Annotated in this window: 12 protein-coding genes; 9 read left to right on the plus strand and 3 right to left on the minus strand. The window is 58.4% G+C overall.

From position 1 onward, the window contains the following. Window positions 1-112: 112 nt before the first annotated feature. The 3 genes from NML54_RS05305 (at window position 113) to ilvA (ending at window position 3,893) form a co-directional block, all read left to right on the plus strand. Window positions 113-1,030: a Bax inhibitor-1/YccA family protein gene (locus NML54_RS05305; protein ID WP_254756383.1), complete on the plus strand. Its 918-nt coding sequence runs from the start codon at window positions 113-115 to the stop codon at window positions 1,028-1,030. Window positions 1,031-1,202: 172 nt separating this feature from the next. Continuing rightward, the gene (locus NML54_RS05310; protein WP_254756385.1) at window positions 1,203-2,429 is read left to right on the plus strand and encodes an AI-2E family transporter; all 1,227 of its coding nucleotides are present in this window, start codon (window positions 1,203-1,205) and stop codon (window positions 2,427-2,429) included. Between the two features lie 210 nt (window positions 2,430-2,639). Beyond that, window positions 2,640-3,893, plus strand: coding sequence for a threonine ammonia-lyase (gene ilvA / locus NML54_RS05315; RefSeq protein ID WP_049338707.1), 1,254 nt, complete (start codon window positions 2,640-2,642; stop codon window positions 3,891-3,893). A 158-nt stretch (window positions 3,894-4,051) separates the two neighbouring features. On the opposite strand, the gene greA is transcribed toward ilvA, so the two are convergent. Further along, a complete protein-coding gene (greA, locus tag NML54_RS05320; RefSeq protein WP_254756387.1) occupies window positions 4,052-4,549 on the minus strand; it encodes a transcription elongation factor GreA in 498 nt (165 codons plus the stop codon). A 419-nt stretch (window positions 4,550-4,968) separates the two neighbouring features. Between greA and mca the strand changes: the two genes are divergently transcribed. The 5 genes from mca to NML54_RS05345 all read left to right on the plus strand — a co-directional run bounded on the left by mca (window position 4,969) and on the right by NML54_RS05345 (window position 10,013). After that, window positions 4,969-5,940: a mycothiol conjugate amidase Mca gene (gene mca / locus NML54_RS05325; protein ID WP_254756389.1), complete on the plus strand. Its 972-nt coding sequence runs from the start codon at window positions 4,969-4,971 to the stop codon at window positions 5,938-5,940. A gap of 279 nt (window positions 5,941-6,219) precedes the next feature. Beyond that, entirely contained in the window at window positions 6,220-7,029 is an 810-nt protein-coding gene (uppS, locus tag NML54_RS05330) for a polyprenyl diphosphate synthase (RefSeq protein ID WP_254756391.1), read from the plus strand. 134 nt (window positions 7,030-7,163) lie between these two features. After that, window positions 7,164-7,691: a prepilin peptidase gene (locus NML54_RS05335; protein WP_254756393.1), complete on the plus strand. Its 528-nt coding sequence runs from the start codon at window positions 7,164-7,166 to the stop codon at window positions 7,689-7,691. 126 nt (window positions 7,692-7,817) lie between these two features. After that, complete coding sequence (locus NML54_RS05340) at window positions 7,818-8,324, plus strand: NUDIX hydrolase (RefSeq protein ID WP_049355880.1); 507 nt, start codon at window positions 7,818-7,820, stop codon at window positions 8,322-8,324. A 471-nt stretch (window positions 8,325-8,795) separates the two neighbouring features. Continuing rightward, window positions 8,796-10,013, plus strand: a complete 1,218-nt coding sequence (locus NML54_RS05345) for an MFS transporter (RefSeq protein WP_254756395.1) — start codon at window positions 8,796-8,798, stop codon at window positions 10,011-10,013. Window positions 10,014-10,155: 142 nt separating this feature from the next. Here NML54_RS05345 and NML54_RS05350 read toward each other — a convergent pair whose 3' ends face one another. Continuing rightward, window positions 10,156-11,562 carry a class II fumarate hydratase gene (locus NML54_RS05350; RefSeq protein ID WP_254756397.1) on the minus strand — a complete coding sequence of 469 codons (1,407 nt, stop codon included), beginning with the start codon at window positions 11,560-11,562 and terminating at the stop codon, window positions 10,156-10,158. Between the two features lie 224 nt (window positions 11,563-11,786). Next, complete coding sequence (locus tag NML54_RS05355) at window positions 11,787-12,506, minus strand: carbonic anhydrase (protein WP_254756399.1); 720 nt, start codon at window positions 12,504-12,506, stop codon at window positions 11,787-11,789. 418 nt (window positions 12,507-12,924) lie between these two features. Between NML54_RS05355 and glpX the strand changes: the two genes are divergently transcribed. Then, window positions 12,925-13,932, plus strand: coding sequence for a class II fructose-bisphosphatase (glpX, locus tag NML54_RS05360; protein ID WP_254756401.1), 1,008 nt, complete (start codon window positions 12,925-12,927; stop codon window positions 13,930-13,932). Window positions 13,933-14,125 lie beyond the last annotated feature (193 nt).

The following is a 14,125-nucleotide window of genomic DNA, read 5'->3' on the forward strand; positions in this document are numbered from 1 at the left end:
ATTCTGGCAAGGTCGCTAGAAGCCCTTGCTGGTAACGAACAACGCCCGTGAGCGCAGGATCTATCTGATAGAATTAACAGAATTAGTTTTGTACCCGTTTAAGGAGAGCATGATGGCGGGAAACCCGCTTCTGAATTCAATGACGAAGAATGTCACTCAGGGTGACTCTCGTTTCGGTCGTTTTGGTGCGCAGCCGCAGCAGACCAGCCAGCAGGCACAGTACGGTCAGCAGTATGACCAGCAGGGCTACGGCCAGAACCCCTACGGCCAGCCCCAGTATGGTCAGCAGGCACAGTATGGCCAGCCGTACGGTGAAGCTGACTACGGCGTAGCAGCCCCCACCTACTCGGAGCCCATCCCCGCCGGTGAGCGTCTGACCATGAACGATGTCATGGTTAAGACCGGCATCAACCTGGGCCTGGTCGCTGTCGGTGCCGCTGTTGCATGGTATGCACCGGTGCTGCTGCTCCTGGGCATGGTTGGCGGTCTGGTCCTGGGCCTGGTGAACTCCTTCAAGAAGAAGGTTTCCCCGATTCTGGTCATGACCTACGCGCTCATGGAAGGTCTGCTGCTCGGTGGCCTGTCCGCTGTTGTGGATATGCGCTATCCCGGCGTGGCTGTCCAGGCTGTTCTGGCAACCCTCGTGGTCGCAGGTACCACTCTGGCACTGTTCGCGAACGGCAAGCTGCGCGCAACTCCTAAGCTCAACAAGATCTTCATGATTGGCGCTATTGGTTACCTGGTGTACGGCCTCATCTCGATCCTGGGCGCGGGTATCTTCGGTTCCTCGCTGAACAGCTTCTCTATCGGTGGTATTCCGCTGGGCCTGGTTGTTGGCCTGTTCGCTGTTGCGCTGGCAACCTACTCGCTGCTGCTGGACTTCACCACCACCTCCGAGGCTGTGGAGGCTGGCCTGCCCGAGCGTGAGTCCTGGCGCCTTGCTTTCGGCCTGACCGCTTCTCTGGTCTGGCTGTACGTTGAGATCCTGCGTGTTCTCATGTACCTGGCAAGCATCTTTAGCAACGACTAAAGCTCGTTATGAGGCGGCGGTACCGTGATGGTGCCGCCGCCTTTGCCGCTTTACTTCCCCGATGTATCGAGGCGCAGGGGAGGGGCGCAACAACATCACCACATACCGCCTCCGCTGGGGCAGCCGAAGCTGCCCCGCGCGGGCGCGACACCGATAACGAGTTGGAGACACCGTGAAAATTACACCTGTTGCAGAAGAGCATGTAGCCGAGGAGGAGCGCGGCTACCGGGTGCCTTTTGCTATGGAAGTTGCTGGTGCTTGGGCGTGGCGCATCATTATGATTGCCGGTGCCGGTTGGATCCTTTGGAAGGGCCTGGGGCACGTCTCCCTGCTGGTTATTTCTCTTCTGGTGGCTCTGCTGCTGGCGGCTCTGCTGAGCCCCGCCGTGATGCTTCTGCGTAAGAAGGGCGTTCGTGCCGGTGGCGCGGCGGCTATTGCCGAAATCGGTATGATTCTGGTGCTCGCCGGTATTATTTCGCTGACCGGTCAGCAGATTCTGCGCGGTTTTGTGTCCATGGCGGATAAGGCGATGCAGGGCTACCAGCAGCTGATTGGTTGGCTGAAGAACCTCGGCTACGAGTTCGGTGCAGACCAGCTGAACCAGCTGCTGGAACAGATGGAGAGCGCTGTAACCAATAACCCCAGCTCCGTGCTGCACGGTGTGTCTCAGGTGGGTTCGACTGCGGCTGAGGTTGCAACCGGCACCCTGCTGACCCTGTTTACCCTGGTCTTCTTCCTGATGGAGGGTGAGCGTATCTGGCTGTTCGTCACTCGCCTCTTCCCGAAGGACGCGCGTGCCGCAGTCAACGGTGCGGGTCGCGCGGGTTGGAAGTCCCTGGGTGCGTACGTGCGCGTTCAGATTCTGGTGGCGGCTATTGACGCTATCGGCATCGGTATTGGTGCCGCAATTCTGGGTGTTCCGCTGGCTATCCCGCTGGGTGTGCTGGTCTTCCTCGGCTCCTTCGTTCCGGTGATTGGTGCCCTCATTTCCGGTGCTGTGGCTGTGCTGCTGGCGCTGGTTGCTCTGGGCCCGGTGCAGGCGCTGATTATGCTCGGTATTGTTCTGCTGGTTCAGCAGCTCGAATCCAACATTCTGCAGCCGCTCATTATGGGTAAGGCTGTCTCCCTGCACCCGCTGGCTGTTATTTTCTCGGTGGCTGGTGGCTCCATGATTTTTGGTGCGGTGGGTGCTCTGTTCGCCGTGCCGACTCTGGCTGTGGTCAACGCGGTGGTGCGTTACCTGGCGAATCGTGACTGGGAGAAGGAGGCGCCTCGTGAGGAGGAGTTCCTCTTCCCACATGAGCTGGAGCGCCGTAAGAAGGCTGAAGAGTCTGAAAAGGCGAAGGAAGCTAAGACTTCCGAAAGCTCTGAAGAATCTAAGGAATCTGAGAAGGCTTAGAACTCAGTTCATTGTGATTAACCGCGGGCTAGACGTTCGCACATAACCTAGATTGGGGGCTGTTCTTACACTGTCTGCTGAGAGTGTGGGGATGGCCCCTGCTTTATGCTGGTGCATCCTCTAGAATGGAGTGGGCACTGTGCCACCGCGCGCCTTTCAGCGTGCGGGGCTAGGTGCCGACAGAATACGTACCATCAGAATGGAAACCTCGTGAGCGTAGATCTCGACTCCCTGCCCGTGACCCTCACCGACATTGAACGTGCTGCAGAGCTGCTCGAAGGCGTTATTGAACGCACCCCCGTCGCTCATTCGCGTGCGCTGAGCCAGCGCCTCGGTTCAGAGGTTTTCTTTAAGTGTGAGAACCTGCAGCGTGCCGGTTCCTTCAAGGTGCGCGGTGCGTACGTGCGTATGGCGAAGCTTTCTGAGGAGGAGAAGAAGCGCGGCGTTGTGGCGGCGAGCGCGGGTAACCATGCTCAGGGTGTGGCTCTGGCGGCTGACCGTCTGGGCATTAAGGCTCGTATCTACATGCCGCTGGGTGCGGCGCTGCCGAAGATTACCGCGACCCGTGATCACGGCGCTGAGGTTGAGTTACACGGCGTGACCGTGGATGAGGCTCTGGCGGAGGCGAAGCGCTACGCCGAAGAGACCGGTGCAGTGTTCGTGCACCCCTTCGACAATGAAGACATTATTGCTGGTCAGGGCACGATTGGTCTGGAAATCCTGGAGCAGGTTCCGGACGTTGACACCGTGATTGTGGGTGTTGGCGGCGGCGGTCTGCTGGCTGGTCTGTCCGCTGCTATCCGCGCTAAGGAGCAGAAGCTCGGCAAGAAGATTAAGATTATTGGTGTTCAGGCGGAGCACGCGGCGGCGTACCCGCTGTCGCTGGCTGCGGATGCTCTGGTGCCGCTGAAGAAGGTTTCCACCATTGCTGACGGTATTGCGGTGGGCCGCCCCGGACAGATGCCTTTCTCCATCATCAAGGAGCTGGTGGACGATGTAGCGACCGTGAGCGAAGACGATATCGCTCGCGCCCTGATCTTCCTGATGGAACGTAACAAGCTTGTGGTGGAGCCTGCCGGTTCGGTGCCCGTGGCGGCGCTGATGAACGGCAAGCTGAAGGAAGAGTACGGTGACCTGGGTACGGTCGTGTGTGTGCTCTCCGGCGGCAATATTGACCCGATGCTGATGCTGAAGGTGATTCAGCGCGGTCTGTCTGCGGCTGGCCGCTACATGACCGTGAAGATGATGCTTTCTGACCGCCCGGGTGAGCTGGCGACCATCTCCCGCATTATCTCTGAGAACGATGCGAACGTGACCGGTGTGGACCACACCCGCGTGGGTGGCTCGCTCTCCATGGGTGACGTGTCGATTACGATCGATATGGAGACCAAGGGTGTGGAGCATTGCCGTCAGGTGATTGCCGCCCTGGAGGATGAGGGTTTCAAGCCCATCATCGTCTACTAAGCCGATATATTTATTAGCTGACGAGCTGTAATAGGTGCGCCTGCGACTTATAGGCAGAACGCAAGAATAGACAAAAACAGTGCGGGGCACTGACCGTTGATGGTCAGCACCCCGCACTGTTTGTTTTATATCTAGCGCTGTCTCTTAGCTCTAACTTCTTAGCCCTGGTAAGGGGTTGCGGAGATAATCTTAGCGCTCAGTTCCTTACCGTTCGGAGCGGTGTAGGTGACTTCGTCGCCCTGCTTAGCGCCCATAATTGCTGCGCCGAGGGGGGACTTCTCAGAGAAGACCTTCAGGTCGCTACCTGCTGGCAGAGTATCCTCAATTTCGCGGGAGCCGAGTAGGAACTTCAGGGTGCGGCCGGCAACCTCAGCTTCGATAACCATGCCGTGTTCTACCACGCCGTCGTCAGCGGGAGTGTCGCCGATGTAGGCGGTTTCCAGCAGGTACTTGAGCTGCTTGATGCGCGCCTCGTTCTTAGCCTGCTCGTCGCGTGCTGCGTGGTAGCCGCCGTTCTCGCGGAGGTCACCCTCATCGCGTGCCTGCGCGATGCGGTCAACGATTTCCTGGCGGTACGGGCCGGAGAGGTACTCCAGCTCCTGGGTGAGGCGGTCGAAGGCGTCCTGAGTGAGCCATGCACCAGTATTTTCAGCCATGCGTGTCCTTTGCTTATGCGCCGGCTCTGCCGGTGCGAAACGAATAAACCCGCTACCGCGTGCCACGTTCAATGCGCGGAGGTACCGGTAACGGAATGAATCAACAGACCTATTCTAGAGCACCGGAGGATTTTCGGCTGTTATGCCGGTCGTATCTTCCCCTCTGAGCGCATCTTCGTCGGTACGCACGCCGGTAGCTGAACACTCTGCCAGCATCAGACTGTTTCATGCCCGTGAATCTGCTGATATGACGGCACGTTTCACGATGTCACACGGCGTCATCTACGCTAGTGTACCGGCGCTATCCTTGGGTATCATACGAGAAGCTACAACCGTAAAATTTCTGCCGTGTAGCGCTCGCATTCGCGAGTCATAGACACATTATCGAACCCCTGGCGCATCACCTAAAGGAGACCACCGTGAGCGAAGCCATTGAACAGCTGAAGGCAAACCTGCCGACTCACCCTCCCATGGACTCCCTCAAACCGCTGGAGGAGGACTACACCGGTCTGCGCATCCTCGCGGTGCACGCCCACCCGGACGACGAGTCCTCCAAGGGTGCCGGTACCGCCTCGGCGTATATTGCCCGTGGTGCCCGCTTCATGGTGGCGACGATGACCGGCGGCGAGCGCGGCGACATCCTGAATGAGGAGGTCGATAAGAGCCCGCGCGCGCACCGCGACCTGCCGGGTCTGCGCCGCGCTGAGATGGCGGCTGCCCGCGAGATTATGGGTATTGAGCACCGCTGGATTGGCTTCTTCGACTCTGGTCTGCCCGAGGGCGACCCCATGCCGCCGCTTCCCTTCGGTAGCTTTGGCACCATGCCCCTGGACCGTGCCGCCGCCCCGCTCGTACGCCTGGTGCGTGAGTACCGCCCGCACATCATCATCACCTATGACGAGATTGGAGGCTACCCGCACCCCGACCACATCATGACCCACAAGGTTGCCGTGGAAGCATTCGAGAAGGCAGGCGACCCGGATGCGTACGTGGGTGAGGGCGAGCCCTGGACCCCGCTGAAGCTCTATTACGACCGAGCATTCAACCCCGAACGCACCCTCGCCCTGCACGAGCATCTGCTTGATACGCACGGTGAGAGCCTGCTGAGCAGCTGGATTGAGAACCTAGCGCACCGCACCTCCTCGGGGGAGGCACCTCGCCACGAGACTACGACCCGCATCCTGGTGACCGATCACTTTGAGCAGCGTGATCAGGCTTTGCGTGCGCACGCCTCGCAGGTGGACCCGAACGGTGTGTTCTTCGCCGTTCCCAGCGAACAGCTGAAGGATATTTGGCCCTGGGAGGACTACACACTGGCCGCCTCGCACACTGAGGTTCAACTGCCCGAATCTAGTCTGGACGAGGGCCTGAGCGACTACTACGTTATCTAGGCTGGGGCGCTGCGTCCCACGCTAGCCAATGATGCCCTTCACCTAAGATATGAGTCGTAGGTGAAGGGCATCATCCATTCATAGGCGCGCGATGTCTGCACCCCTGCACACAACTCCGAATGCCGCCACCAGATGCCACAAATTTTGAGCCGATTCTCAGCCTAACCGCAATGACGATTGCCGCGAAGGTACGGTGCGGCGGCGTAGAATAAGAGCTTGGGCTCTTTCGTTATGGGCCCGCTGAATTATCTGCCACGACAGCCGAATGAGGTATGAGCTATGAGTGCCAACGCCCTGCCCGTGATTACTGTGCACGGCCACGCTAGCAACCCCGGCACTGTCACTGAGCCTACCGTCTATGAGCAGGCTCTGGCACGCTCGCTGAGCCCCGAATCCCTGCCGGCACATATTGGAGTGCTGGTGGACGGTAACCGCCGCTGGGCGGCTCAGCGCGGCTTGAGCACCCGTGAGGGCCACGCCGCCGGTGCGGAGCGAATTATTGATTTTCTAGCCTGGTGTACTGAGCTGTCGATTCCGCAGGTGAGCCTGTACATGCTCTCCATTGAGAACCTGAAGCGCCCCGAGAAGGAACTGACCGGCCTGGTCGCTGTGATTGATGCGTTTCTGGTGCGTCTGGTGGAGTCCGCCTGCGGTCCGGTGCGAGCCATCGGCAATATTGATCTGATTCCTCGTCAGCTGCACGAGCGCCTGGATTGGGCGATTGAGCAGACTGCGCACCTGCCCGGTGTTCGCGTGAACATTGCGGTCGGCTACGGTGGCCGCCAGGAGATTGTGGATGCGGTCCGCTCGGTTCTGCGTGAGGCCGCCGCGGAGGGCGCGTCCTTGGACTCGCTTGCCGAGCAGCTGAGCGTGGAGGATATTTCTTCGCACCTGTACACCGCCGATATGCCCGATCCGGACCTGCTGATTCGCACTTCGGGTGAGCAGCGCCTGTCCGGTTTCATGACCTGGCAGAGCGCATATTCTGAGTTTTACTTCTGCCGCGCCCTGTGGCCGGATTTCACGCGCGTTGATTTTCTGCGTGCCCTGCGGGATTACGCGAACCGTTCCCGCCGCTTCGGTTCCTAGAACCTATGCGCTCTAGAACCTATGCGTTCTAGCGCCCCTGGCTCGCGTTTCTCGGCCGGCTGGTTCCTTGCTAGATGGTTCCCGGCTAGCAGCCTCTGGTAGTACAGCCTCCAGCAATACAGAATGGACGTTCTATGATCGCTGAGCTTTCCCGCCTCTACAACGCAGGTGGCACCTCCGTTATTGCCGCTCTGGTGCTCGGCAGCTATCTGCTGTATTTCCTGTGGTGCGCCCTGCGGCTGTGGCGTATTGACGTGCGGGAGCACCGCCTGCCGCACCGCATCCTGATTCCTTTGGCTATCGCCACCTATACGGCCCTGCCTGTGTCTTTGCTTTTTGCCGGTCGCCCCGCCGATATTTGGCGTGTGATTGGTGCCGGTCTGGTGCTGTGGTTCTGCTACCTGCTTCTGCGTATCCTGTCCTTCGGCGCGCTGGGCCGCGGGGATGTGAAGCTTGCCGGCATTCTGGGTGGTGTGCTCGGGTACCTGTCCTGGGCGAACCTGGGCTGGGCGTCGCTGGTGACGTTCCTTGCCGGCGGTCTGGTGTCTTTGGCTCTGGTTCTGTTCACGAAGGCGCGCGGTAGCACCCGCATTGCGTTCGGTCCGTTTATGCTTCTGGGTGCGCTGGTGGCGTTGGCTGCTCCGGCGTATTCTCTGTGGTAGATTCCGAAGTAGGGTGACCGTCCGGCTAAGTGGCGGGCTTGTTCTGTGTGTGGCCCGCGGCTGTTCGCTCTGCTCTCTAGCACCTATTCCCGGTAGACTTTCCGGGGGCTTTTGAAAGGTTGATGTATGCCTACTCCTCCCTATATCCGTAAGCTGCGTGAGCAGATTGGATCGGATTACCTGTGGCTGTCCGGTGCGACGGCTGTGGTGTACCGTGAGCAGGATTCTAAGGTGCTGCTGGTGCGCCGTAGCGATAACGGGGCGTGGACCCCGATTACGGGTATTGTGGACCCGGGGGAGAGCCCCGCGCTGACCTGCCTGCGTGAGGCGCAGGAGGAGGCGAACGTGCAGATTGAGGTGCTGGAGTTGGCGCAGGTGAAGGCTGACCCGCCGATGCAGTTCGGTAATGGTGACCGCTGCCAGTTCTTGGATCATACGTTCTTGTGTCGCTGGGTTTCTGGTGAGGCGAAGGTGAACGATGAGGAGTCTTCGCAGGTGCGTTGGGTGGATGTGTCTGACCCGGCGGAGCGTGCGTTGCTTTCTGAGCGGATGCTGGACCGTATTGATGCGGCGCTGAACTATGACGGCCACTGCCGTTTTGGGTTGGAGTCAGTGCCGCCGGAAGAGTACTAGACCGGCTGCTGGGGCTGAGTAAAAGCCTCCGAATGAGGCACGTAGATACAGAAGGAGGGGCGACCCGCCGTCATGGCGAGTCGCCCCTCCCAGTATTTTTATGACAGTTTGTTACATGTTATTAGGTGGTTCTTCCTGTTTTTCTGTGGGAGAGGGGAGCTGGATGCCTAAATGTTGCCGTGGTTTTATTTTGTTTTTGTCTTTTTTACTTTAAGTTGTGCCTGTGTATCGAGTTATGAGTGGTGTACATGAGATGCTTTATATGTGACACGGGTTACATTGGGAGTGACGGCCCCGTATTAGTCAGTAACCCGAGAAAAATTCGTTCACGTGATGTTCTGATGAGCGTGGTCGCTTTCCTTTTACTCTGCCTATAGATCCTTAAGGCATGCCATTTTTCGGTGAACTAGGCTCATTGTGTTCATCGCAATTCTTGGTCGCTATTTCGAAGCGTCCTGGAAAGAGTAAAGCATGACAACACATAAAATACCCTGGAGAATCTACGTAGCCCTTATTGGCTCTCTGGTAGGTACAGGAATATATTCCTTCGCCCTACCCATTGCGATTCTCGCTAGTACAGGCGAAATTGGGCTGGCTGGCGTAATGGCGGTAGCCATGCAAATCCCCAATATCGCCTTGGCATATCCATTAGCAACCCTATCGGATAGTCTGCCTCGAAAACCTATGATTGTGATTGCCGGGGCAGTAAACATCCTCAGCATCCTTACCTTGGCGTTGATGATTGAGCAGCATATGCTGTCATGGTTCACCATCGCCGCACTAGGATTTGTGAGTGGTGTCTTCTCCGAGCTGGCTGCTGCCTCAGAAGCAGGATATATTCCGCAGCTTCTCGGACGAGAAAACCTTCTTTCGTATAACGCACGTCGTGAAATTTGCGAGGGAATATCCGCCATCATTGCGCCCCCTACAGCAGGATTTATTGTTCTTGTCGCGGGTGCAACGGTCGGTCTTATCATCCCGGTGCTCCTTTTCGGAGCGGCAACTATTTCATATGCAACGTTGCCATCCGTAGAGATGGAAACTCAAACTGAACAACGTGAAACCGCGCAACATGGGTTTATTCACCGCATGTTTGACGGTATCCAATACATGTTCTCCGGTGCCCCGCAGAGACTTATCCTTGTCTATACGTTCTTCTTGGCGGCAGCTACGGCATCGTATTCACTCATCATTATTTACCGCCTGTATGAGGAGCTCACTTTTGAAGCCTCAGTGGTAGGCATGATTATGGCCTGCAGCGGTATCGGTGGTATCGTTGCGGCACTCATCATCGATCGTTTCCTCTCTTTCGAGAACACACGAGGAATGCTGCTGGTCGCCAATGTCGTATCCCTGCTCGGAATACCACTGGTCACCATCAGCAATAACCCCGTAGTGCTCGGAGCCTTGCTCTTCATCCTGGACGTAGGATGGGCATCAGCTTTCATCTTCTCCAACAATCTGCGTGACTGCATTACACCGAATGAGCTACTGGGGCGTGCCAGCTCCCTTGACGGTGCCGTGTTTGGGCTAGGAACGTTGTACTCAATGGGCGCGGTAGCACTGATGCTTGACCACCTCGGCTCCTTCAACGCTGCGCTCGTCGTCAGTATCCCGGCTGTACTCTGCCTCATCTACACGCTAGTCCACTATAAACAGTTCAAAGTGTTCAATATTGTTGAACAATAGTGAGGACCGGCTGCTGGGGCTGAGTAAAAGCCGCTGAACTAAACCTGCACATACAGAAGGAGGGGCGACCCGCCGTCATGGCGAGTCGCCCCTCCCTCTATGGTTAAGCCGCGAACCTCAGGCGAGGTTCAGGCGGGTGAGATTAGAAGTTGCCCAGCATCTTGGTGACGTCCAGAGCCGCATCCAGCTGCTCCTCAGCCACTTCGCCGCGCTCCACATAACCCAGAGCCACAACTGCCTCACGGACAGTCACCTTGTGAGCCACCGAGTACTTAGCGATCTTCGCAGCAGCCTCGTAACCAATCAGCTTGTTCAGCGGGGTCACGGTCGACGGCGAAGCCTCAGCCAGGAAGCGGCAACGGTCAACGTTAGCGGTCAGACCGTCAATCATCTTCTCCGCCGAAACACGAGAAACATTAGCGAGCAGGCGGATCGACTGCAGCAGGTTAGCAGCCATCACCGGGATACCCACGTTCAGCTCAAACGCGCCGTTAGTGGAAGACAGAGCAATGGTTGCGTCGTTACCGATGACCTGAGCGGCAACCATGATGGTAGCCTCACAAATCACGGGGTTGACCTTACCGGGCATAATCGAGGAGCCGGGCTGCAGATCGGGGATGTGCAGCTCGCCCAGGCCGGTGTTCGGGCCCGAACCCATCCAGCGGATGTCGTTGCTGATCTTCATCAGACCGTACGCCAGGGTGCGCAGCTGACCGGAAACCTCAATCAGGCCGTCACGGTTAGCCTGAGCCTCGAAGTGGTTACGAGCCTCGGTCAGGGGCAGACCAGTCTCCTCAGCGAGCAGCTCAATCACGCGAGCGGAGAAGCCGTCCGGGGTGTTAATGCCGGTACCCACAGCGGTACCACCCAGGGGAACCTCAGCCACGCGGGGCAGGGAAGCGTTCACACGCTCAATGCCGTAGCGCACGGTTGCGGCATAGCCGGAGAACTCCTGACCCAGGGTGATGGGGGTTGCGTCCATCAGGTGGGTACGACCGGACTTCACAACGTCCTTGAACTCTGCAGACTTGCGCTCCAGGGACTCAGCGAGCACCTCGAGAGCGGGAATCAGGTCCTTCACCAGAGCCTCGGTCACAGCAACGTGTACGGAGGTGGGGAAGACGTCGTTGGAGGACTGGGAAGCGTTCACGTGATCATTGGGGTGAACCTCAATGCCCTTGGACTCCAGGGAACGGGTTGCCAGGGTTGCCAGAACCTCGTTCGCGTTCATGTTCGAGGAGGTACCGGAACCGGTCTGGAAGACGTCAATGGGGAAGTGGGCGTCGTACTTACCGGTTGCTACCAGATCCGCTGCGTCGCGGATAGCCTGGGCGCGCTCAGCGTCGAGCACCTTGAGTTCCTCATTGGCGGTCGCGGCTGCCTTCTTCACGAGGGCAAGCGCACGAATATGGGCGGATTCGAGGGGCTGACCCGAAATCGGGAAGTTCTCGACTGCGCGCTGAGTCTGTGCACGGTAGAGTGCATCAGCCGGAACGCGAACTTCGCCCATGGTGTCATGTTCAATGCGGTATTCAATGTTTTCAGCCATATCTCTAGGATAGGCGTTCAAAGTGGCTTACGTCGCCTCGAAAAGGTGTCAAAAGAGGAAAAACGCTCATAAATTTTGCGGCGTGAGAAGGCGTGTAAAAACCCCGCCCCGGTAGATGTGCGAACACGCTACCGTGGCGGGGGTATCCCATAGAAAAATCTGTTGTTAAGTGCGAGCATGTGGGTTCTCGCGCTAAGGCTCGTAATGAGCGGAGGAGAGGAAATCTAGTCCAGGTTCTCGGCAACCACAACGCGCGGGGGAGTCTTCACGACCACCGGAAGCGCCTGAGTCGGCAGGTTCTGCGCGTTGTTCTTCTCCTCCGGCAGGGTCAGATCCTGCGAACTGAACACCAGCTCCGCCTTACCTTCCTTCAGATGGTAGAAGACACCAATCACGGCGACCTTACCCTCAACCACCGCATCCGAAATGATGTGGGACTGCTCAATAATGCGGATGGCGGTCTGGCGGGTGTGCTCACGCACCATGTCGTTAACGACCGGGTTCACCGGCAGCTTCGGGGACATCACCGAAGGCAGGATGTGCTGCACCAGGTTACGGATGAAGCCGTGCGGCATCTCGCCGGACTCCAGGGACTTGCTGGCCGCAGTCACAGCACCGCAGGAGTCGTGACCGAGAACCATCACGATAGGGGTCTCAAACTCCTCAACCGCGTACTCCAGCGAGCCGAGCGCGGCATTCTCCAGGACGTGGCCGGCGGTACGCACCACGAACGCGTCGCCCAGGCCCAGATCAAAAATAATCTCTGCCGCGAGGCGAGAGTCACCGCAACCGAAAATCGAGGCGAACGGGAACTGACCCGATGCCAGGTCGGTACGGCGAATCGTGTCCTGGTTGGGGTGCTCATTGCTACCTTCAACAAAACGGCGGTTACCGTCCTTCAGACGCTTCCATGCTTCTGCGGGAGTCGGTTGGATGCCAGCCATGTGATGCTCCTTAGCGGACAAATACAGATAACGCGTGCCGTCGGAGCCAGCGAATCTGCGAACGGGTATGCGGGGGCTTCAGGCGCTCGCGCTGAAGCTGAGTTTCTCGCCGGGAGCCTCCCGGAGAAAGAACCTACCTCAAATATGCCTTAAATATGCGAAAAATAGCTAGTTTGGCGCGCCTTCACAACACCCAAAATCAGTGACTCAGAGTGTATGAAGTGCCGAAGAGAGATGAAGCCCTCACAGATTTGCCGCATCTGCTCACCTTAAAGTCAACACGCACGCAAACTCGTTCAGAACAAGAAAAACGAAGCGCCCGCGCGCTATCCTGAAAGGAGCACTACTGCGTCGGCGACTTCGTGCTGGAAAGAACTAGCCAGCCGACGGTGTATTCAGAAATCTCGAAGGTGAGTCTATGACTACGAACAACAACCACGGCGATCGCAACCTCGCAATGGAACTGGTCCGCGCGACTGAAGCAGCAGCAATTGCTGCAGGCCCCTGGGTCGGCGCAGGCGAAAAGAACCTCGCAGATGGCGCAGCCGTAGACGCAATGCGTTACCGCCTCTCCACCGTCAACTTCAACGGCACCGTTGTCATCGGTGAAGGCGAGAAGGACAAGGCTCCCATGCTGTACAACGGCGAGAAAGTCGGCGATGGCTCCGGTCCCTCCCTCGACGTGGCGGTTGACCCCATCGACGGTACTCGCCTGACCGCGCTCGGCATGGACAATGCCCTCTCCGTGATTGCTGTGGCAGACGGCGGCACCATGTTCGACCCCTCCGCAGTGTTCTACATGGAGAAGCTGGTCACCGGCCCCGACGCCGCAGAATTTGTCGACCTGCGCCTGCCCGTCAAGCAGAACCTGCATCTGGTCGCTAAGGCTAAGGGTAAGAAGGTCAGCGAGCTGACCGTATGCGTGCTGGACCGCCCCCGCCACGCTAAGCTGATTCAGGAGATTCGCGAGGCAGGTGCCCGTACCCGCATCATCCTCGACGGTGACGTCGCTGGCGCTATCGCAGCCTGCCGCGAAAACACTGGCGTGGACCTCATGCTCGGCACCGGCGGCACCCCCGAAGGCGTTGTCGCAGCATGCGCTATCAAGGCAACCGGTGGCGTCATCCAGGGCCGCCTGGCACCGACCGACGAGGCAGAACGTGAAAAGGCACTGGAAGCTGGCCACGACCTTGACCGCGTGCTGACCACCAACGACCTGGTCACCAGCGACAACTGCTTCTTCGCCGCAACCGGTATCACCGACGGTAAGCTGCTGCGCGGCGTGCGCTACAGCAAGAACGTTGTGACCACCCAGTCGCTGGTTATGCGTTCCTCTTCGGGCACCGTGCGTACCGTTGAGGCAGAGCACAGCCTCTCCCGCCTGTGCGAGATTCTCTCGCACACTAAGAGCCCCGAAGAGCAGTAATCTGCGAAGAGCAGTAACCTCGCCCCGCAAGGGCTGAGGAGCCGCACTAAGACTCCTCGAATATTGGACATACATACACAGGGAGCCCCCCCCCCCCCCCAAAACCCGGGGGGGGGGGGGCCCCGGGTTTTTTTTTTTTTTTTTTTAGGTTGACACCCCCCAAAAGGCCCCCCGCCCCCCCGTCGCGGGGCGG

The sequence above is a fragment of the Rothia gullae genome (assembly GCF_024294905.1).
In the GTDB taxonomy this organism is placed as follows: Bacteria; Actinomycetota; Actinomycetes; order Actinomycetales; family Micrococcaceae; genus Rothia.